This window comes from Paenisporosarcina indica, from assembly GCF_001939075.1.
Taxonomy (GTDB): Bacteria; Bacillota; Bacilli; order Bacillales_A; family Planococcaceae; genus Paenisporosarcina; species Paenisporosarcina indica.
On sequence record NZ_MPTA01000005.1, the window covers coordinates 210,159 to 228,399 of the forward strand.

Sequence of the window (18,241 nt, forward strand, 5' to 3'; positions counted from 1 at the left end):
TTTTCTACTCCTGTTCAGGATTACGCAAATAATACCCTACGCCACGACGTGTCACAATCCATGCAGGGTGACTTGGGTTATCCTCAATTTTTTCACGAAGGCGACGGATGGTTACGTCGACAGTACGGACGTCCCCAAAATAATCATAGCCCCATACCGTTTGTAATAAATGTTCTCGTGTCATTACTTGACCTATATGTTTACCTAAGTAATGCAGCAATTCAAACTCTCGGTGTGTTAATTCTATTGTTTCTTCACGTTTCAGAACTAAATAGGCGTCAGGTTGAATAATTAAAGAACCTACCGTTATGTCGTTTGAAACATCCTCTGCGTCTTCAGATTGTACCGTTTGATGACGACGCATATTAGCCTTCACTCGGGCAATCAATTCGCGGGTACTAAATGGTTTTGTTACATAATCATCTGCACCTAGCTCTAAACCAAGAACTTTATCAATTTCAGAGTCCTTTGCTGTTAACATAATGATAGGAAAATCATATTTTTTACGAATCTCTCTGCAAACTTCCATTCCATCTCGGTTTGGTAGCATAATATCTAATAACATTAAGTCTGGCTTGATTTCTTCTACTTTTGCTAAAGCCTCGTCTCCATCATAAGCACAAACAACGTTATATCCTTCTTTCTTTAAGTTGAATTGTAGTATATCTGCAATCGGTTTTTCGTCATCTACTACTAATATTGTCTTACTCATTATTTGTCATCCTTCCTCTTGCCTTCTATCTATTTGAACATGAATTAATCAATTTATATATCTTACTCTATCACGGTTTACCGTGTTTCGCATCTATCGGCCAGAAGAGTAGAATATACTAAATATTTCCCGGGCAATATTCGACAAAATTCTCGGAAATAAAACCATACATCATATTTCAACTTGGCATTTTGCAAAAATTCATGTGGATATAAAAAAATGGCCAATTCCAATGAATTGACCATCGCTGTTTATTCATTATCTTAAAAATTTTAAAGGATTAAGATTTTCACCATTGCGAAGGACTTCAAAATGTAAATGCGTTCCTGTTGACCTTCCGGTTGAGCCCATTACACCTAACTTTGTTCCAACTGGTACAGTTTGTCCTTTACTTACACTAATGGATGACAAATGTCCATATACCGTCTGATAGCCATTATTATGATTTACCACTACTTTATTACCGTATGTGCCATCATGACCCGCAAACGTCACAGTCCCGTTATCTGCCGCTTTAATTGTATAGCCGCTTGGACGAGCAATATCAATTCCGCTGTGGAATCTTCCCCACCGATGACCCATGTTACTCGAAACATATCCACCTTCTGCAGGCCATGAGAGTTTACCAGAACCACGAGAAGAAATTACTTTTGTTCCTTTTATGACAATGTTATTTTTCGTTTCTTTAATCACTTTTTCTTCTTTAACAGTCTTTCCAACGCGATTCCCGTTTTGTTCTTTAATTATGTATGTCATTTCTTTTTCGCCGATGATTCCTTTTTGAATCACCTTTGAATCACCTTTTAACATATCATCTGATTCACGAACTTCTTGATTAAATGGGATTTCTTCAGTAACCTTTTTCTCGCGAACCACTTCAACATTCACTAATGGTTTTAAAGCTGTTACATTCAACTCTTGACCAATTCGTAAAACACTATTTTCATTAACACCTGTATTTAACTTCGATAACTCCGTGGATGATAATTGGTGATTCGCCGCAATTCTTCCAAAGACGTCACCTGCTTGCACGGTATATATTTTCTCTTCTAATGTACCTTTTTGAAGAAAATCTACTGCTTGATCTATCGTCACGATACTTTCTGGTTTCACTTGTTGTGTTACACCAGATATGGATTCTTTAATGGAGATATCTAAAATTCGTGTTTCATTGCTCTTTAATGGTGGTAAAGAATCAGTAGCATCATTGCGAGTTTCCCAATCGATGAACTCATTTTCAGGTACTGATTGAAGTTTAAGTTTGCGCACAACTTCATGGTACGATTCTAAGTCTTTGACGTAGACGGCAATCTCGTCATTGACAGACAATGCAAATGCATCTGCTTCAACTGTTATTAGCTTTTCCAACTTGTCTAATGTTTCTGTATCATTCGTGTTTGAATTAAAAACTTGTTCAGAGATAATTGATAGGTTGGTACCGTCTTTCAGACTAAGAGCATCGTATTGGGAGCTTGTCTCTGTAATTATCTGTTCAACCAATCCATTAATAGCTTTTTCTTCCGATACAGCCCCTACATATTCACCGCTTGCATATATGTGAAAAATTTTCTGCAATTGACCACTCTCATTATCTTTTGCAAATCCAATATTAAATGTGATGCTAGAAGCCAGCATTATTATAACGGCTGCTTTTTTCATTAGATTTGATTTGCGGTTTATCTTCTGGTCTGACGAAATCATCTCCCGATTGCCAGCATTCCATTTCAAATTCATGATAAAGCCCCTTCCATAATTTCATTCCAAAAATCGAATGTTCTATTTAAGTAAAAAATCACGCCCCTTTAATTTACCACACCTCTTTTATTCATTGGTTAACATCCCGTTCAATGTAAAGAAAATGACTCATTCATTCCATGAATTTCAATTAACTGTTTTATTTTGTATTTTTTAAATGACTATTTTCTTATTCCATTGCAGAATTCTGCAAATACTTTATATCTTTATCCCTCTTTTTCGTGGTTTTAACATTTATTTTGTCATAATTGTCATACAACTTGATATTAATCTATCGAAATTCAAAAAAATACGGTAAAATTATAGAATATATTGTGAAAAGAGGTCTAGAGCGTGTTGAATGAACAAGAAAAATTAGAAGAATTAAAGAAACTTCGAGCTGCCCATCGCAAGACTTCCAAAATCGTGGTTGCAAAAAGAACATTAATGATTATCATTGGTGCTATTTTTATGGGCATGGGTATTGAATTGTTTCTTGTTCCAAATCATTTATTAGATGGTGGGATCGTAGGGATTTCCATTATTTTGTCTCATTTAACAAATCTAGAACTAGGGCTTTTCATTTTCATCTTGAACATTCCTTTCTTTTTTATCGGATACAAACAAATCGGCAAAACCTTCGCCTTGTCAACTGCATTAGGAATTACCGTACTTTCTATTACTACATACTTGTTACATCCAGTAGAACGTTTTACCGATGATATTCTTCTTGCTACTGTATTTGGTGGGATTGTTTTAGGCACAGGAGTTGGACTTGTTATCCGTTATGGCGGTTCCTTAGATGGAACAGAAATTTTAGCTATCCTTTTTAGTAGCAAATCAGCCTTCTCAGTAGGCGAAATTATAATGTTCTTTAACTTAATCATTTTTACTGCTGCAGGATTCGTTTTTACTTGGGAGCAGGCGATGTATTCCGTTCTAGCATACTTCATCGCGTATAAAACCATCGATATCGTCATTCAAGGATTGGATGAATCGAAATCGGTATATATTATCAGTGATCATGTAGATGAAATTGGAGAAGCCATTATGGATCGACTTGGCCGAGGTGTTACATTCTTACATGGTGAGGGTGCCTATACAGGTGATAGTAAAAAAATTATTTTCACCATTATCACTCGCTTGGAAGAGGCAAAATTGAAGGCAATCGCCGAAGACATCGATACACAAGCATTCATCGCAATTGGAAATATCGCAGAAGTCCGTGGTGGTCGTTTTAAGAAAAAAAATATTCATTAATTATAAAAAAGGTTCTCTTCCACTACGGAAGAGAACCTTTTTTCATAATTGATAGTAGGAACAAGGCTGCACTCTTCGCTTTGCTGGGATTTTTGTAAAAACAATCATCATGCAACTAGACTGAGCAAATACTTAGTTGCATACTTTCGAAAAGGTTTTGTGAAGCTTTTCAAGTTTCACGTGTAAGATTGGTCATACGCATGAAAAAGAGCAGGAAAAGTTTCCTTTTCCCGCTCTTGTGTATTATTTACGCCACACACTTGTGACGATGTTTGTTTGGTTACGATCTGGTCCTACTGAGAAAATTGATATTGGAACGCCTGTCAATTGTGAAATGCGCTCTAAATAGTGTCTTGCGTTTTCAGGTAATTCATCAAGTGACTTACAAGACGTCACATCTTCACTCCAACCTGGAAGCTCTTCATACACCGGTGCACAGTCTGCTAACATACGTAAATTTGCAGGGTACTCTGTGATTAGTTCGCCTTTGTAAGAATAAGCCGTACAAATTTTGACTGTTTCCAAACCAGTTAATACGTCGATCGAGTTAACTGTCAAATCTGTTAATCCACTTACGCGGCGAGCATGACGAACAACTACACTGTCAAACCAACCGATACGACGTGGACGGCCAGTTGTTGTACCATATTCTTTCCCTACTTCACGAATTTGATTTCCAACTTCATCAAACAGTTCTGTTGGGAAAGGACCATCCCCTACACGTGACGTATACGCTTTACATACACCCACCACATGGCTAATTTTTGTTGGACCTACGCCCGCTCCGATAGTTACGCCACCCGCTACAGGGTTAGAAGAAGTAACAAATGGATACGTACCTTGGTCTATATCAAGCATTACACCTTGTGCACCTTCAAATAACACGCGACGACCTTCATCTAAAGCATCGTTCAATACTTTTGAAGTATCCGTTACATACTTCGCAATTTCTTGGCCATAACCGTAGTATTCTTCAAAGATTTCTTCTACAGTAAAACCTTCTGTTTCATAAAACTTTTCAAAAAGACGGTTTTTTTCATCTAAGTTTTGACGAAGTTTTTCTTCAAATACTTGCTTATCAAGTAAGTCTGCCATACGAATTCCTACGCGTGCCGCTTTATCCATGTATGCGGGGCCGATCCCTTTACCGGTTGTCCCGATTTTGTTTGCTCCACGACGAGTTTCTTCCACTTCGTCTTGCTTCAAGTGGTAAGGTAAAATGACATGTGCACGATTTGAAATACGTAAGTTTTCAGTCGTTACCCCACGGTCATGTAAACCTTTTAACTCTTGCACTAATGCTTTTGGATCGACAACCATCCCATTACCAATCACTGAAATTTTATCTTTATAAAAAATGCCTGAAGGGATTAAGTGAAGCTTGTACGTTTCTCCACCGAAAATAATCGTATGTCCTGCATTGTTTCCACCTTGGTAACGAGCAATTACTTCTGAGTGTTCAGATAGGAAGTCGGTAATTTTCCCTTTACCTTCGTCTCCCCATTGTGTTCCTACTACTACAACTGATGTCATAATCAGCACCTCCGTCAGACGCTCTCACGCGTCCTGAATCAAACAGTATTATTGTATCAACCAACATCCCTCTAGTCAACTGAAAACCACAAAAAACACGAACATAAAATGTATTCAGACATTTATTGTTCGTGTTTTATTTTTCGCCGAGCTATCGCGGGTTTCTCCGCTTTTCTTTGTCCAGTTCCAAGCGCCAGTCCGCACCTAAGCTTTAGGATCTCATTCGAAAGCAATCTTTCGAATCGGTCCTTCCAGCGTCGGAGACGGACTAGAGTGGTGCTTTCCGTTTTTTCTAGTAATCTGGTGTTGGGGGTGTGTGTTGGCTCCAGTCAATATTCACGAACTTATTGAATTCTTTTACGAATGCAAGAGTTACAGTTCCTGTAGGGCCATTACGTTGTTTTGCTATGATAATTTCAATCATGTTTTGATTTTCAGTTTCTTTATCGTAGTAATCTTCACGATATAAGAACGATACGATATCCGCATCTTGCTCAATACTTCCTGATTCACGTAAATCGGACATCATTGGACGCTTGTCCTGACGTTGTTCTACGCCACGTGAAAGCTGAGACAAGGCGATAACGGGTACTTGAAGTTCACGAGCAAGAGACTTTAAAGAACGGGATATTTCAGATACCTCTTGCTGACGGTTTTCTTTCCCGTTCGAGCTTCCTACAATTAACTGTAAGTAATCAATCATGATCATACCCAAACCATACTCTTGTTTTAAGCGACGGCATTTTGATCGAATTTCATTAATTCGAATACCTGGTGTATCGTCGATAAAAATACCTGCGTTAGATAAACTACCCATTGCCATTGTTAGTTTGCGCCAATCTTCGGCCGTTAATGCACCCGTACGTAAAACTTGTGCATCGATATTGCCTTCTGCACATAGCATACGCATGACTAACTGCTCAGCACCCATCTCTAAACTAAAGATGGCTACGTTTTCTTCTGTTTTGGTTGCCACGTTTTGTGCAACGTTTAGTGCAAACGCTGTTTTACCTACAGAAGGACGGGCTGCAACAATAATTAGATCATTGCGTTGAAAACCAGCTGTAATTTTGTCCAAATCTCTGAACCCAGTTGGAACCCCTGTTATATCACCTTTACGCGTATGAAGAAGTTCAATATTATCATACGTTTGCACAAGTACATCTTTAATGTGTCTGAAATCACCGGCATTTTTCCGACTGGAGACTTCCATCATTTTCTTTTCAGCTTCAGCCAATAAGGCCTCTACTTCGTCTTCACGCGTAAAGCCGTCTTCCACAATGTTTGTAGCCACGCGAATTAAACGACGTAATAACGCCTTTTCTTCAACGATTCGGGCATAGTGTGCAATGTTTGCTGCGGTAGGTACTGAATTTGCTATTTCTGTTAAATACGAAAGACCCCCGACGTCTTCAAGTTCTTTCTTTGATGCTAACTCTTCAGTTACGGTTACAACATCAATTGGTTTTCCTTGATCGCTTAGTCGGTTCATTGTCTGGAATATTTTTTGATGGGCAACTCGGTAAAAGTCTTCGTATTGGAGTATTTCAGCAGCCGTAATGAGCGCTTGTGGTTCTAAAAAGATAGCCCCAATAACGGACTGCTCTGCTTCTTGGTTATGAGGGGGAATCCTATCGCTCATTTAGCTCTCTCCTTACTTTTCTTGTGTTACATGTACTTTCAATGTTGCAGTAACTTCATGATGCAATTTAACTGGAATGTCTGTATAGCCAAGTCCACGAATTGCATCTTCCAGTTCCATTTTACGTTTATCGATTTTGATACCTGTTGTTTTTTGTAGTTGTTCTGCTACTTGCTTTGTCGTAATGGAACCGAATAAACGGCCACCTTCTCCTGATTTAGCTTTTAATTCTACTGTAATTTTCTCCAACTTTTCTTTTAACTTTTTCGCATCTTCATGAACTTGTTCAGCGTGTTTATCTTCTTTACGTTTTTGACCATCTAACGCACTAATAGTTGCTTGGTTCGCCTCAGTTGCTAAGTTATTTTTCAATAAAAAGTTATGTGCATATCCATCTGCCACATTTTTAATTTCACCTTTTTTTCCTTTGCCTTTAACATCTTTTAAGAAGATTACTTTCATGTTGGTTGGCCTCCTTCGACAATTTCAATGATTGCTAATTTTAGTTGTTCTATTGCTATATCAATCATGCCATTTTGAATCTGACAAGCAGCGTTCGTTAAGTGACCGCCACCTCCAAGTCTTTCCATGATTAATTGGACGTTGATTTCACCAAGAGATCGAGCACTAATACCCACATCTCCATTATTTTTTTTGGCCACAACAAACGATGCCGAAACGCCTTTCATTGTCAGTAAAATATCTGCAGTTTGTGCAATGAGTACTTGGTCATAAGGATTCATTTCTTCCCCGTGCGCTATGGCAATACCTTCTCGGAGAAATTCAACCGTTTGAATAATTTTAGAACGTTCTACATAGGTTGCAATGTCTTCTTTTAGTAAACGTTGAACTAACACGGTGTCTGCTCCGTTTGTTCGTAAATACGAGGCGGCTTCAAACGTTCGTGCTCCTGTTCGAAGAGTAAAGCTTTTTGTATCTACAATAATTCCTGCAAGCATCGCAGTCGCTTCAAGCATCGTTATTTTATCATGTTTCGGTTGGTATTCAAGTAGTTCTGTCACAAGTTCCGCTGTCGATGAAGCATATGGCTCCATGTAAACTAACATCGTATTAGAAATGAATTCTTCACCACGACGATGATGATCAATGACGACTATTTTTTCAGCCCGATTTAACAGCTTTTCGTCAATTACCATGCTTGGTTTATGTGTATCCACAACCACGAGTAAGGTACGGTCTGTTAGTTTTGATAAGGCTTCTTCAGGAGAAATAAAACGTTCAAATAATAATGGCTTACTTTTTATCTCATCCATTAAGCGTGTCACACTTTGATCAAGTTCATCGAAATTAACGACAACATAGCCATTTATTTGATTCATTTCTGCCATTTTTCGGACACCTACTGCTGCTCCAATTGCGTCCATATCCGGTAGTTGGTGTCCCATTACAAATACTTGATCACTATCTTGAATTAAGTCACGCAAGGCATGTGAAATGACACGAGCCCTAACTCTTGTACGTTTTTCAACTGGGTTCGTTTTACCACCATAAAATTTCACTTTGCCGCTTGGCTGTTTTATCGCTACTTGGTCGCCACCGCGTCCTAATGCTAAATCCAGACTAGACTGTGCAAGTTGGCCAAGTTCAACTAATGATGACGAACCTGCCCCTACGCCAATACTTAATGTTAAGGCTAAGTTTAGTTTAGATGTAGTTTCTCGAATATCATCCAAAATGGCAAACTTCGTTTTTTCAAGTTCAAGTAAAATCGATTCATTTAGTACTGCCAAAAAACGATCTGATGAAATTCGTTTCACATAAATTCCATATCCTGCTCCCCAATTATTTACGAGAGATGTGACTATACTATTTAATTGGCTACGTGTTTGATCGTCCATCCCTTGTGCAAGTTCATCATAGTTATCAATAAACATGACACCAATAACACTTCGATCTGCATAATACAGGGTTTCAATCTCAGTTTGCTCCGTAATATCAAAGAAATAAAGCAGCTTTTCTTCTTGTTTATAAAATACTTTATATTTCTTATCAGACAAGCTGATTGTTTGCTCTTTACTATCTTGCTGTCTTACAAGTGTATGGAATTCATCTGACAATGAAAATAAATCTTCTCCAATTAGCGAATCAAATTCGAGTTCTTTTGTCATGTAAGGGTTTGCCCACTCAATCGTCCAATGTTCATTCACTAATAGAATTCCAATTGGCATTTCGAGCAATGCTTCTTCCCCTACCCGCTTCATACGATAAGACAATGTTTCAATATGTTTTTCTGTCTCGTCATATAAACGTTTCTCCATTTGCCAGCCAATAACCAAGGTTATAATAAAAAGAAGGGCTACGATTACCCCCACCCATATATGCCAGGAAAAGAGTAAAAGAGCACTTATTAGGCCGAGTAATGATAGAAAAAATAAAGGAGCACGAATCGGTCTTTTTCTAAAGAATGCTGACATCTCCCCAACTCCCTATTTTTTGGTTTTGTCTTTGAGAAACGCGCGAATATTGAAACCTAAATCAATGATTCCTAATAATACCGTATATGGTTGTAGTACAAAAGCTAAGATACTTGCTAGTATCGTAGCCCACTTCGGCCATCCTTTTTTATGTATAAAAAAATGAATGAGTGAAATCCCCTGTAAAAACAGTAAGAAACGAAGTATGAAAGCAGCGTTAACAAAAACCATAAAAGCAAAAGTCCCTTGATCCAAATCAATAAATAATGTCACGACCTGAACAATGAGGTAATACCATAAAACTGATTTCGGTAATCTCATATTACGATATGCTGGATACTTCGGTACTACTAGCCCAAGTTTTTTCAAGACCGGTAAAAGAATGTTAATGAACATCCAACTAATGATGAATATAGCTACAATTACCAGAGATGGGATGACGATTTCAAGCAGAAATATCGCATCGGATACTTGCTTGTAGTAATCTTTCGGCAAACTATTGAAAGTTTCCATTGCCGCGCCCATTTGATTATAAAATTCTGTTGCCATTGTTATTAATTCTTTCACGGGGTTAAATTCGAACGTAATAACAGCAATAACATATTGAATCATCATCGATATGAGCAATGTCAGCCCCGTTGACATTAACAAGAAAAGCTTGCTTTTCTTCGTACGAATCGCATCACCAATAACAAAACCTAGTGGTGCATGAATCATCCCTAAAGGAACGGCAAGCAATCCGCCAATAAAAAACGACATCCCAATACTGATGATCGTTACAAAAATTGATGCTTTTCGTTCAAACTTTGCACTATACCAAGCTATAGGTAAGGCGATAAAAAATGAGGTTATGAGGTTAAGAACGGGCACATAAAAAGAAACAGCCAACAAGATTGAAAAAAGCGCAATCATCATTGCACCGAACGTTAGCTGTTTCGTTTGTTCATTCGGCATTCAAAATCATTCCTATCTAAAACATTAATTCCGCAACCTATTGTTATAGCCCATGCATTGGGAGATAAACAACAACATACTGCAAATTCCGTTGCGAATCATTCTATCGGCCACACTCACCATCAATCAAACTAGTCGCCACTTTACTTTACTATTGTAACATGTTGAACAAGATGCAACAAAAGATGAAAAGGTTAAAGATTTAGACAGCAAAAAAAGACCGGTTTCCCGGTCTTTTAAGCATTCATGTACATTTCTTATCTCTCTTCAGTAGAGAATGGAAGTAATGCCATGATACGTGATAATTTGATTGCTGAAGTTAATTTACGTTGATATTTCGCGCTTGTTCCTGTAACTCGACGTGGAAGAATTTTTCCGCGCTCAGATACGAACTTTTTAAGCAAATCAACATCTTTATAGTCGATATGCGTAATATTGTTAGACGTAAAATAGCAAACCTTTTTGCGTCTTTTGCCTCCGCGACGTGGTGCCATGTCGTTTCGCCTCCTTGGAATTGTTTTATTTGGGTGTGTAAATCAAGCATTCGCTAACTAGCAAGTGTTTCCTATTCTTATCAGAAAGGAAGATCGTCGTCTGAAACTTCGATTGGACCACTACCACTAGAGAATGGATCTTCATCTACACGTGTATAGTTTTGCTGATTTGGTGATTGATTCTGTTGATAAGATGGATATTGATTGTTTTGGTTCGGGTTCGAACCGCCACCATAAGGTTGTCCTTGTTGTGGACGATCTCCACCACCAGAACTATTACGTGGTTCAAGGAACTGAACGCTATCAGCTACTACGTCTGTCGTGTAAACACGCTTTCCGTCTTGACCTTCATAGCTCCCTGTTTGAATACGACCTTCCACACCTGCCAAACTTCCTTTTTTCAAGAAATTTGCTGTGTTTTCAGCTTGTTTACGCCAAACAGTACAGTTAATAAAATCCGCTTCTTTTTCACCTTGTTGGTTTGAAAATGTACGGTTTACAGCAAGTGTAAAACGTGCCATCGCAACCCCGCTCGGTGTATAACGAAGCTCCGGATCTTTTGTAAGTCTTCCGACTAATACGACTCGGTTAATCATCAGAATACAACCTCCCATCGTTTGCAAATTTTTTCAAGTATATTTGATGATAAATTCTTATTTACCTTCGATATTTACAGCTACATAACGAATGATATCTTCGTTGATGTTAGCAAGACGGATGTACTCATCGATTGCTCTAGAATCAGCTGTTGCTTTCACGATTTGGTAGAAACCTTCGCGGAAGTCATTGATCTCATAAGCTAAGCGGCGTTTGCCCCACTCTTTAGACTCGATAATTTCAGCACCATTTGAAGTTAAAATTTCGTCGAAACGAGCTACTAATGCTTTTTTCGCATCATCTTCAATTGTTGGTCGAATAATGTACAATAATTCATACTTTTTCATCTTTTTGCACCTCCTTATGGACTTAGGCCTATCTGTTTACAGAAGGCAAGGAGTAAGTAACGTTCATTACTCACATCAACTGATTGTAGCATGAATGGAATAAAGGTGCAACCTATAATCGCATGTACACACTTCAGTTATTCGCTATACTATATCCAAGAGGTGAAAAAATTGAATGATCTGCAAACACCCACCAAGATTATTGAACTAGATTTACAACAAGTCGGAAAGACCAGTTTGATTTGGACGATCGGTTTTAGTGTGTTGCTCTTATTACTGAATAGTCTTGTTCATCAAGATTTCTCATTTGATTTGTCATGGATTGGTCTACTTCTGTTTATTGCTGGCTACATCGTCTTAATTGTTTTGCATGAAGCCGCACATCTAATTGGCTTTGTTACGTTTGCAAGAGTTCCATGGAGCTCACTTGAGTACGGCTTCAATTTGAAATTAGGAATTGCTTACGCGACAACAAGTGAGGCAGTACAAAACAAGGCAATGAGAAAAGTTTTGATTTTGCCCTTTTGGGTTACCGGTGTTTTGCCCGCTGTCATAGCAATTGCAATCAATAGTCCCCTTCTTGCTTTGTTAGGTGCTTGGTTAATAGCCGGTGCTGCAGGAGATTTCGCCATGATCAAAGAACTTCGTAAAGTGAATGATTCCGCCTGGATTAAGGATGATCCAGAACTACCCAAGTTATATATTTTCGAACAATAAATTTTACATTTTATTATCACATAGTTATGATAACCTACCCTATTGTTTTTCGTACATTTACTCTAGCCGCATGTGCTCGTTTTTTACTCTTTAAAATAGCTTATTAACAAATAAAGCTGATTCCATTAATCTGGAATCAGCTTTATTTCATGGGTTCAGACTGGGTTGCCAGTATAGCCTTCCAACACATCAAGTACTTGCCACGTATGTTCATCTATTTCATAAACTTCACCGAATCCAATCCCATCAAGCTAGTTCAATTGGGGGACCAGCAGCAGTGTCATACATTTTTGCATAATGGTGCAACGTTCATATAATTGAGTTGCACGATTATGCAAAAAACGGATTAGTCGAGACAAATCGACTAATCCGAAAATCTTATACGTTAAAACGGAATAACATTACGTCGCCATCTTGCACGATGTATTCTTTACCTTCCAAACGAACTTTACCAGCTTCTTTTGCTGCAGACATTGAACCGTTTGCAACTAAGTCATCGTATGACACAGTTTCTGCACGGATAAAGCCGCGTTCAAAATCAGTATGGATGACGCCAGCACATTGTGGTGCTTTCATTCCTTTACGGAAAGTCCAAGCACGAACTTCTTGCACACCTGCTGTAAAGTAAGTAGCAAGTCCGAGTAATTGATAAGAAGCTTTTACTAATTGATCTAAACCAGATTCTTGAATGCCTAATTCTTCAATGAACATTGCTTTCTCTTCATCATCAAGTTCAGCCATTTCTTCTTCAATTTTTGCACAGACTATGATGACTTGTGCGTTGTCTGCTTGAGCGAATTCACGCACTTTTTGCACGTATTCATTTTCTTCAGCATTGGCAATTTCGTCTTCTGCAACATTCGCTACGTATAGCATTGGTTTAATTGTTAGTAAATGAAGACCTTTAGCTACTCTTAATTCTTCTTCTGTAAACTCTACTGAACGAGCTGGTTTTTCTTCCTCAAAAGCATCACGAAGTTTCACTAACACAGGTTCTTCAACCATTGCATCTTTGTCTTTTTGTTTCGCCATTTTACCAACACGTTGCAAACGTTTTTCAACGCTTTCTAGGTCGGCTAAAATAAGCTCTAAGTTGATTACTTCAATATCTGAGATTGGGTCAACTTTCCCTGATACATGCGTAACATTTTCATCAGCAAAACAACGTACCACTTGGCAGATTGCATCTACTTCTCGAATATGAGCTAAGAACTTATTTCCAAGTCCTTCACCTTTACTGGCACCTTTTACGATTCCAGCAATATCCGTAAACTCAAAAGCTGTAGGAACCGTTTTCTTTGGAACAACAAGTTCTGTTAATTTTATCAGTCGTTCATCTGGAACTTCTACAATTCCAACGTTTGGATCAATCGTACAGAATGGGTAGTTTGCAGCTTCCGCACCTGCTTTTGTAATTGCATTGAATAATGTGGATTTCCCAACGTTTGGTAATCCGACGATTCCGGCTGTTAATGCCATGTGGTGTCCCAACCTTTCATAACTCTTTTTTCTATATCTAAACACGGGCTTTTACTTATCTACTATCCAGTTCTGGCTCAAATGGCAATTTATGCACTACTTGCAACCTATCTATTATAGATTTTTGTAAGAACATTGTCTATTCTTCTGAGGCCGGTTGTGCTTTCACTAACACTTTTTTCATTTTCTTTTCAAACTCTCTGCGAGGGATCATTACACTATGCTGGCAGCCTACACATTTAATTCGGACATCCGCACCTATTCGAATGATTTTCCACTCATTTGTCCCACAAGGGTGTTGTTTTTTCATTTCAACAACGTCACCAAGATCGAAAGTTTTTACATTCATATGTTTTTCTCCTTATCACCATTCTTCGCGGGATCTCCGATGCCAGCATCGACAGAACCTGTCTTTTTCTGGTACATCACCATTTTCGGATATGGTATTTCGATGCCATGCTCATCCATATATATTTTCAAGTCTCGACGAATGATACGTGCAATAGAAAAATGTTGCATTGGTTTCGTTTCAGCGGTTATTCTCATCACAACTTCAGAGGCGGCTAAGTTTTGAACACCGAGTAATTCGGGCTCTTTCACTAACTGTTCATATTGATCTGGAAGACGTGTTAAAAACTCTTTAATTAGTTCTTCTGTTTTCGGAATATCAGTTTCATATGCGACGCTCACATCGACAATGGCAATTGAATTATTTATTGAAAAGTTTACCACTTCAATAATGGTTCCATTTGGAAAAACGTGAATTTCACCATTCATCCCTTTTAACTTCGTAGTACGAAGCCCGATTTCTTGAACTGTCCCTTCTGAGGCTCCAATTCGCACATAATCGCCAACAGAAAATTGGTCCTCAAAAATGATAAAGAATCCCGTAATAACATCTCGGACTAGGTTTTGTGCACCAAATCCAATCGCTAATCCCAATACTCCGGCTCCCGCAATCAAACCTGCGACATTAATAGAGAATGCTGATAGTACTGCTAAAATTGCTGCAAAGTAAACAACATAGGAGATGATATTCTCTAATAGTTTAAACAATGTATTCTGTCTTCGTTCAGAATAACGAAGTGGTGTCTTCATCCGCACTTGAAATACTTTTCGAATGACTATTTTACCGATTTTCACAGCAATCATAGCCAATAATATAATGAAAATTATTTCAATTAAGACGAGTCCGTACTCTATCCATCTTTCTTCGTCCAAGAAGAAGTCTTCAATCTTCTTTAACACTTTTTTATAATCCAATCGAACTGTCTCCTTTGTGAATAAAGCTCATTTTTGTAACATATACTACGAAAAAAAAGAGAGTGATTTTCCATATGATTGCATATTCTTCTTATCTACATACAGAGGATTTTTCTTATCAAGATTCAGGTGTAGCTTGGCGTTTAAGCTCGTTATTTCTTCAAGCAATACCGTTTGATCACAAAAACCTTGTTTTTTGTTGCATCGGAACTGATCGCTCTACCGGTGATGCATTAGGACCTCTAGTCGGTACCTGGCTGAAAGAACATCCCACATTCCCTTATGAAGTAATTGGCACTTTGCAGCAACCCTTACATGCATTAAATTTACAACAAACTGTCGAGTCACTCCATGGTAGGACCTTAAAGCCCTATATTATTGCCATCGATGCATGTTTAGGGAAAATCAACAAGATTGGCCATATTGTCATTGAAAAAGGTCCACTTTTCCCGGGGAAAGCAGTAAAGAAAGAATTGCCACCTGTTGGTGATTTATCAATCAAAGGAATTGTAAATGTAGGTGGCTATCAAGAATATAGCACTTTACAAAACACTCGACTTCAACTTCCTTACGATATGGGGAAGGTATTATCACGGGCACTATTCCTAGCTTGGCAAAGACACCAATTCAAATTGATACGCAATAGCAACGACGATCGCTACCACGAGAATTCCTGGTAATAAATTGGCTACTCTTATTTTAGTCAAACCAATCATATTTAAACCAATAGCAACAATCATAATTCCACCAGTTGCTGTCATCTCTTGGATAAAGAGTGCCAGTGCCTCCTCTGGAATTACACGACTAATTTGAGTAGCAAAAAGTGCTATCGTCCCTTGATACAATACGACCGGAACAGCAGATAATAAAACACCGATTCCCAATGTGGTTGCTAATATAATAGATGTGAATCCATCTATTAACCCTTTTACAATGAGCAAATCGTGGTCATTGCGTAATCCACTATCAAGGGAACCAATGACCGCCATTGAACCAATTACAAATATTAATGTCGCCGATACAAAACCTTGCGAGATACTGATGTTTTCACCTTTTTTATTCTTACCAACTTTTGATTCTAACCATTGTCCAAATCGATTTAATTGATGATCTAAATCAATCCACTCTCCTATAACAGCACCTAACACTAAACTAATAATGACAATTAAAAACTGACCACTTTCAAATCCCATTTGAAGACCGATTACTGTTACGGCCAGTCCTATTGCATACATGACTGTTTGCTTCATATTTTCAGGGATATTTTTCAACAATCTTCCGATGATTGTTCCCACAATAATGAGAAGTGCGTTAATTAAAGTGCCAAATAACACCATATAAAACTCCTCATTTCATTTAAAAACAGAACCTATCCCCTTAATTTTGTTAAGGGAATAGGCAGTTTCAATTTTCTAATAATTCTAATATTCTTTCTAAATCATCTTCAGAGAAAAACTCAATTTCAATTTTCCCTTTATTCTTTGTTTTCTTTATGGATACCGTTGTACCAAAATAATCACGAAGTTGAGATTCTTTTTCTTTAATAAAAATATCTTTTTTAGGAGTTGTCGATGTTTCACGTGAAACATCTTCATTCATTCTTTGTACAAGCGACTCCAGCTGACGAACATTTAAATTTTCTTTCATTACTTTTTCAGCAATAGTAGGAATGAGCTTCTTTTGTTTTAAACCGAGTAAAGCACGACCATGTCCCATTGATATTTTGTCTGATGATACGTGTTCTCTAACCACTTCTGGTAAAGATAATAGACGAATATGATTGGCAATATGCGGTCTGCTTTTCCCTAAACGAAATGCTAATTGTTCTTGTGTTAGACTGAGATTTTCCATTAGATTTTGGTAAGCATCAGCTTCTTCAATTGGTGTTAAATCTTCCCGTTGTAAGTTTTCAAGAATGGCAATTTCCATCATTTGTTGATCTGATAGCTCACGGATAACAGCCGGAATCTCTTTTAATCCCGCGGCTTTTGTCGCACGAAAACGACGTTCCCCTACTACAATTTCAAATAATTTCCCTTTTCTTCTTAAAATCACTGGTTGTAGAACTCCATGTTCTTTTATGGACTCGGTAAGTTCTGAAAGGGCTACTTCATCAAAAATTTTACGTGGTTGAAATGGATTTACTTTAATATCTTTCACAGAAATTTTTTCTACTGATTCCATTTGGTTAATTGATTCACCTGGAAATAAAGCATTGATTCCTTTACCTAATCCTTTAGACATTACGAATCACTTCCCTTGCTAAATCTAGATATACTTCAGCCCCTCGAGACTTGGGATCATAAATAATGATTGGTTCCCCATGACTTGGTGCCTCACTAAGTCGTACATTCCGTGGAATGATAGTTTTATAAACTTTATCTTGGAAGTATTTTTTCACTTCTTCGATTACTTGAATGCCTAAGTTCGTACGCGCATCAAACATTGTTAACAGTACTCCATCAATCACTAATTGGTTATTTAAATGCTTTTGGACTAAACGGATAGTGCTTAACAATTGACTAAGACCTTCCAAAGCGTAGTATTCGCATTGTACAGGAATTAATATTGCATCCGAAGCTGTCAATGCATTAATCGTTAGTAATCCCAATGAAGGTGGACAATCTATTATTATGTAATCATATTCTTCTTTTACGTCTTGAAGTGCACGTTTTAGCCGTACTTCACGGGAAATTGTTGAAACAAGTTCAATTTCTGCTCCCGCTAATGAGATAGTTGCAGGAATTACGTCTAAATTCTCTACTTTAGTTTCTACTATTACTTTCTTAACATCTACGTCATCTATTAATACGTCATAAATACACTGTTGAACTTCACCCTTATTGACCCCAACACCACTCGTTGCATTCCCTTGTGGATCTATATCCATCAGTAATACTTTTTTACCGAGATATGCAAGACAGGCACTTAAACTTACCGATGTTGTTGTCTTACCTACGCCGCCTTTTTGATTGGCGATCGCAATAATTCTACCCATGCTTGCACCAGCTTTCCTAAAATCAGTTCTGATAACCTTCCACTTCTTTCTTTCTCCTTTAGATAGAGATAGAGTG

19 protein-coding genes are annotated in these 18,241 nt (G+C 37.9%); 3 read left to right on the forward strand and 16 right to left on the reverse strand.

What is annotated here, in order from left to right; translation table 11 throughout:
• Window positions 1–4: 4 nt before the first annotated feature.
• Window positions 5–712: a response regulator YycF gene (gene yycF, locus GY23_RS13225; RefSeq protein WP_075619685.1), complete on the reverse strand. Its 708-nt coding sequence runs from the start codon at window positions 710–712 to the stop codon at window positions 5–7.
• Window positions 713–970: 258 nt separating this feature from the next.
• Complete coding sequence (locus GY23_RS13230; RefSeq protein ID WP_084544140.1) at window positions 971–2,446, reverse strand: M23 family metallopeptidase; 1,476 nt, start codon at window positions 2,444–2,446, stop codon at window positions 971–973.
• A gap of 447 nt (window positions 2,447–2,893) precedes the next feature.
• On the opposite strand from GY23_RS13230, the gene GY23_RS13235 reads away from it, so the two are divergent.
• Window positions 2,894–3,706, forward strand: a complete 813-nt coding sequence (locus GY23_RS13235; RefSeq protein ID WP_211270680.1) for a YitT family protein — start codon at window positions 2,894–2,896, stop codon at window positions 3,704–3,706.
• A gap of 243 nt (window positions 3,707–3,949) precedes the next feature.
• Here GY23_RS13235 and GY23_RS13240 read toward each other — a convergent pair whose 3' ends face one another.
• The 8 genes from GY23_RS13240 to rpsF form a co-directional block, all read right to left on the reverse strand.
• Window positions 3,950–5,239, reverse strand: a complete 1,290-nt coding sequence (locus GY23_RS13240) for an adenylosuccinate synthase (protein WP_075619687.1) — start codon at window positions 5,237–5,239, stop codon at window positions 3,950–3,952.
• A 292-nt stretch (window positions 5,240–5,531) separates the two neighbouring features.
• Window positions 5,532–6,881, reverse strand: a complete 1,350-nt coding sequence (gene dnaB, locus GY23_RS13245) for a replicative DNA helicase (RefSeq protein ID WP_075619688.1) — start codon at window positions 6,879–6,881, stop codon at window positions 5,532–5,534.
• Window positions 6,882–6,893: 12 nt separating this feature from the next.
• Window positions 6,894–7,343 carry a 50S ribosomal protein L9 gene (rplI, locus tag GY23_RS13250; RefSeq protein WP_075619689.1) on the reverse strand — a complete coding sequence of 150 codons (450 nt, stop codon included), beginning with the start codon at window positions 7,341–7,343 and terminating at the stop codon, window positions 6,894–6,896.
• On the reverse strand, window positions 7,340–9,316 hold the full coding sequence (locus GY23_RS13255; RefSeq protein ID WP_075619690.1) for a DHH family phosphoesterase: 1,977 nt from the start codon (window positions 9,314–9,316) through the stop codon (window positions 7,340–7,342). Before GY23_RS13255 ends, rplI begins: the two co-directional genes overlap by 4 nt.
• 12 nt (window positions 9,317–9,328) lie before the next feature.
• Entirely contained in the window at window positions 9,329–10,270 is a 942-nt protein-coding gene (locus GY23_RS13260) for a YybS family protein (protein ID WP_075619691.1), read from the reverse strand.
• A gap of 257 nt (window positions 10,271–10,527) precedes the next feature.
• The gene (rpsR, locus tag GY23_RS13265) at window positions 10,528–10,764 is read right to left on the reverse strand and encodes a 30S ribosomal protein S18 (protein WP_016428921.1); all 237 of its coding nucleotides are present in this window, start codon (window positions 10,762–10,764) and stop codon (window positions 10,528–10,530) included.
• A gap of 80 nt (window positions 10,765–10,844) precedes the next feature.
• Complete coding sequence (ssb, locus tag GY23_RS13270; RefSeq protein ID WP_075619692.1) at window positions 10,845–11,360, reverse strand: single-stranded DNA-binding protein; 516 nt, start codon at window positions 11,358–11,360, stop codon at window positions 10,845–10,847.
• Between the two features lie 57 nt (window positions 11,361–11,417).
• The gene (rpsF, locus tag GY23_RS13275; protein ID WP_075619693.1) at window positions 11,418–11,708 is read right to left on the reverse strand and encodes a 30S ribosomal protein S6; all 291 of its coding nucleotides are present in this window, start codon (window positions 11,706–11,708) and stop codon (window positions 11,418–11,420) included.
• 171 nt (window positions 11,709–11,879) lie between these two features.
• On the opposite strand from rpsF, the gene GY23_RS13280 reads away from it, so the two are divergent.
• A complete protein-coding gene (locus tag GY23_RS13280; protein WP_075619694.1) occupies window positions 11,880–12,425 on the forward strand; it encodes a DUF3267 domain-containing protein in 546 nt (181 codons plus the stop codon).
• 378 nt (window positions 12,426–12,803) lie between these two features.
• On the opposite strand, the gene ychF is transcribed toward GY23_RS13280, so the two are convergent.
• From ychF to GY23_RS13295, 3 genes are all read right to left on the reverse strand, one after another.
• Window positions 12,804–13,904 (reverse strand): redox-regulated ATPase YchF, encoded by a 1,101-nt coding sequence (gene ychF / locus GY23_RS13285; protein WP_075619695.1) that lies wholly within the window; start codon window positions 13,902–13,904, stop codon window positions 12,804–12,806.
• Between the two features lie 139 nt (window positions 13,905–14,043).
• Window positions 14,044–14,253 carry a DUF951 domain-containing protein gene (locus tag GY23_RS13290; protein ID WP_075619696.1) on the reverse strand — a complete coding sequence of 70 codons (210 nt, stop codon included), beginning with the start codon at window positions 14,251–14,253 and terminating at the stop codon, window positions 14,044–14,046.
• Window positions 14,250–15,167 (reverse strand): mechanosensitive ion channel family protein, encoded by a 918-nt coding sequence (locus tag GY23_RS13295; protein ID WP_075619697.1) that lies wholly within the window; start codon window positions 15,165–15,167, stop codon window positions 14,250–14,252. Before GY23_RS13295 ends, GY23_RS13290 begins: the two co-directional genes overlap by 4 nt.
• 74 nt (window positions 15,168–15,241) lie before the next feature.
• Between GY23_RS13295 and yyaC the strand changes: the two genes are divergently transcribed.
• Window positions 15,242–15,847 carry a spore protease YyaC gene (yyaC, locus tag GY23_RS13300; RefSeq protein WP_075619698.1) on the forward strand — a complete coding sequence of 202 codons (606 nt, stop codon included), beginning with the start codon at window positions 15,242–15,244 and terminating at the stop codon, window positions 15,845–15,847.
• Here the strand turns inward: yyaC and GY23_RS13305 are convergent.
• The 3 genes from GY23_RS13305 to GY23_RS13315 all read right to left on the reverse strand — a co-directional run bounded on the left by GY23_RS13305 (window position 15,773) and on the right by GY23_RS13315 (window position 18,165).
• Complete coding sequence (locus GY23_RS13305) at window positions 15,773–16,504, reverse strand: DUF554 domain-containing protein (protein ID WP_075619699.1); 732 nt, start codon at window positions 16,502–16,504, stop codon at window positions 15,773–15,775. The two genes, yyaC and GY23_RS13305, sit on opposite strands and share 75 nt — an antisense overlap.
• 67 nt (window positions 16,505–16,571) lie before the next feature.
• Window positions 16,572–17,411, reverse strand: coding sequence for a ParB/RepB/Spo0J family partition protein (locus GY23_RS13310; RefSeq protein ID WP_075619700.1), 840 nt, complete (start codon window positions 17,409–17,411; stop codon window positions 16,572–16,574).
• Window positions 17,404–18,165 (reverse strand): ParA family protein, encoded by a 762-nt coding sequence (locus tag GY23_RS13315; protein WP_075619701.1) that lies wholly within the window; start codon window positions 18,163–18,165, stop codon window positions 17,404–17,406. Before GY23_RS13315 ends, GY23_RS13310 begins: the two co-directional genes overlap by 8 nt.
• Window positions 18,166–18,241: the final 76 nt, after the last annotated feature.

Excerpts from the sequence above, each read along its gene's own strand:
- GY23_RS13310 (WP_075619700.1), bottom strand. The coding sequence starts at position 17,411 with ATGTCTAAAGGATTAGGTAAAGGAATCAATGCTTTATTTCCAGGTGAA.
- GY23_RS13305 (WP_075619699.1), bottom strand. The coding sequence starts at position 16,504 with ATGGTGTTATTTGGCACTTTAATTAACGCACTTCTCATTATTGTGGGA.
- GY23_RS13255 (WP_075619690.1), bottom strand. The coding sequence starts at position 9,316 with ATGTCAGCATTCTTTAGAAAAAGACCGATTCGTGCTCCTTTATTTTTT.
- GY23_RS13260 (WP_075619691.1), bottom strand. The coding sequence starts at position 10,270 with ATGCCGAATGAACAAACGAAACAGCTAACGTTCGGTGCAATGATGATT.
- GY23_RS13315 (WP_075619701.1), bottom strand. The coding sequence starts at position 18,165 with ATGGGTAGAATTATTGCGATCGCCAATCAAAAAGGCGGCGTAGGTAAG.
- GY23_RS13240 (WP_075619687.1), bottom strand. The coding sequence starts at position 5,239 with ATGACATCAGTTGTAGTAGTAGGAACACAATGGGGAGACGAAGGTAAA.
- GY23_RS13290 (WP_075619696.1), bottom strand. The coding sequence starts at position 14,253 with ATGAATGTAAAAACTTTCGATCTTGGTGACGTTGTTGAAATGAAAAAA.
- yyaC (WP_075619698.1), top strand. The coding sequence starts at position 15,242 with ATGATTGCATATTCTTCTTATCTACATACAGAGGATTTTTCTTATCAA.
- ssb (WP_075619692.1), bottom strand. The coding sequence starts at position 11,360 with ATGATTAACCGAGTCGTATTAGTCGGAAGACTTACAAAAGATCCGGAG.
- rpsF (WP_075619693.1), bottom strand. The coding sequence starts at position 11,708 with ATGAAAAAGTATGAATTATTGTACATTATTCGACCAACAATTGAAGAT.
- GY23_RS13235 (WP_211270680.1), top strand. The coding sequence starts at position 2,894 with ATGATTATCATTGGTGCTATTTTTATGGGCATGGGTATTGAATTGTTT.
- yycF (WP_075619685.1), bottom strand. The coding sequence starts at position 712 with ATGAGTAAGACAATATTAGTAGTAGATGACGAAAAACCGATTGCAGAT.
- rplI (WP_075619689.1), bottom strand. The coding sequence starts at position 7,343 with ATGAAAGTAATCTTCTTAAAAGATGTTAAAGGCAAAGGAAAAAAAGGT.
- ychF (WP_075619695.1), bottom strand. The coding sequence starts at position 13,904 with ATGGCATTAACAGCCGGAATCGTCGGATTACCAAACGTTGGGAAATCC.
- rpsR (WP_016428921.1), bottom strand. The coding sequence starts at position 10,764 with ATGGCACCACGTCGCGGAGGCAAAAGACGCAAAAAGGTTTGCTATTTT.
- GY23_RS13230 (WP_084544140.1), bottom strand. The coding sequence starts at position 2,446 with ATGAATTTGAAATGGAATGCTGGCAATCGGGAGATGATTTCGTCAGAC.
- dnaB (WP_075619688.1), bottom strand. The coding sequence starts at position 6,881 with ATGAGCGATAGGATTCCCCCTCATAACCAAGAAGCAGAGCAGTCCGTT.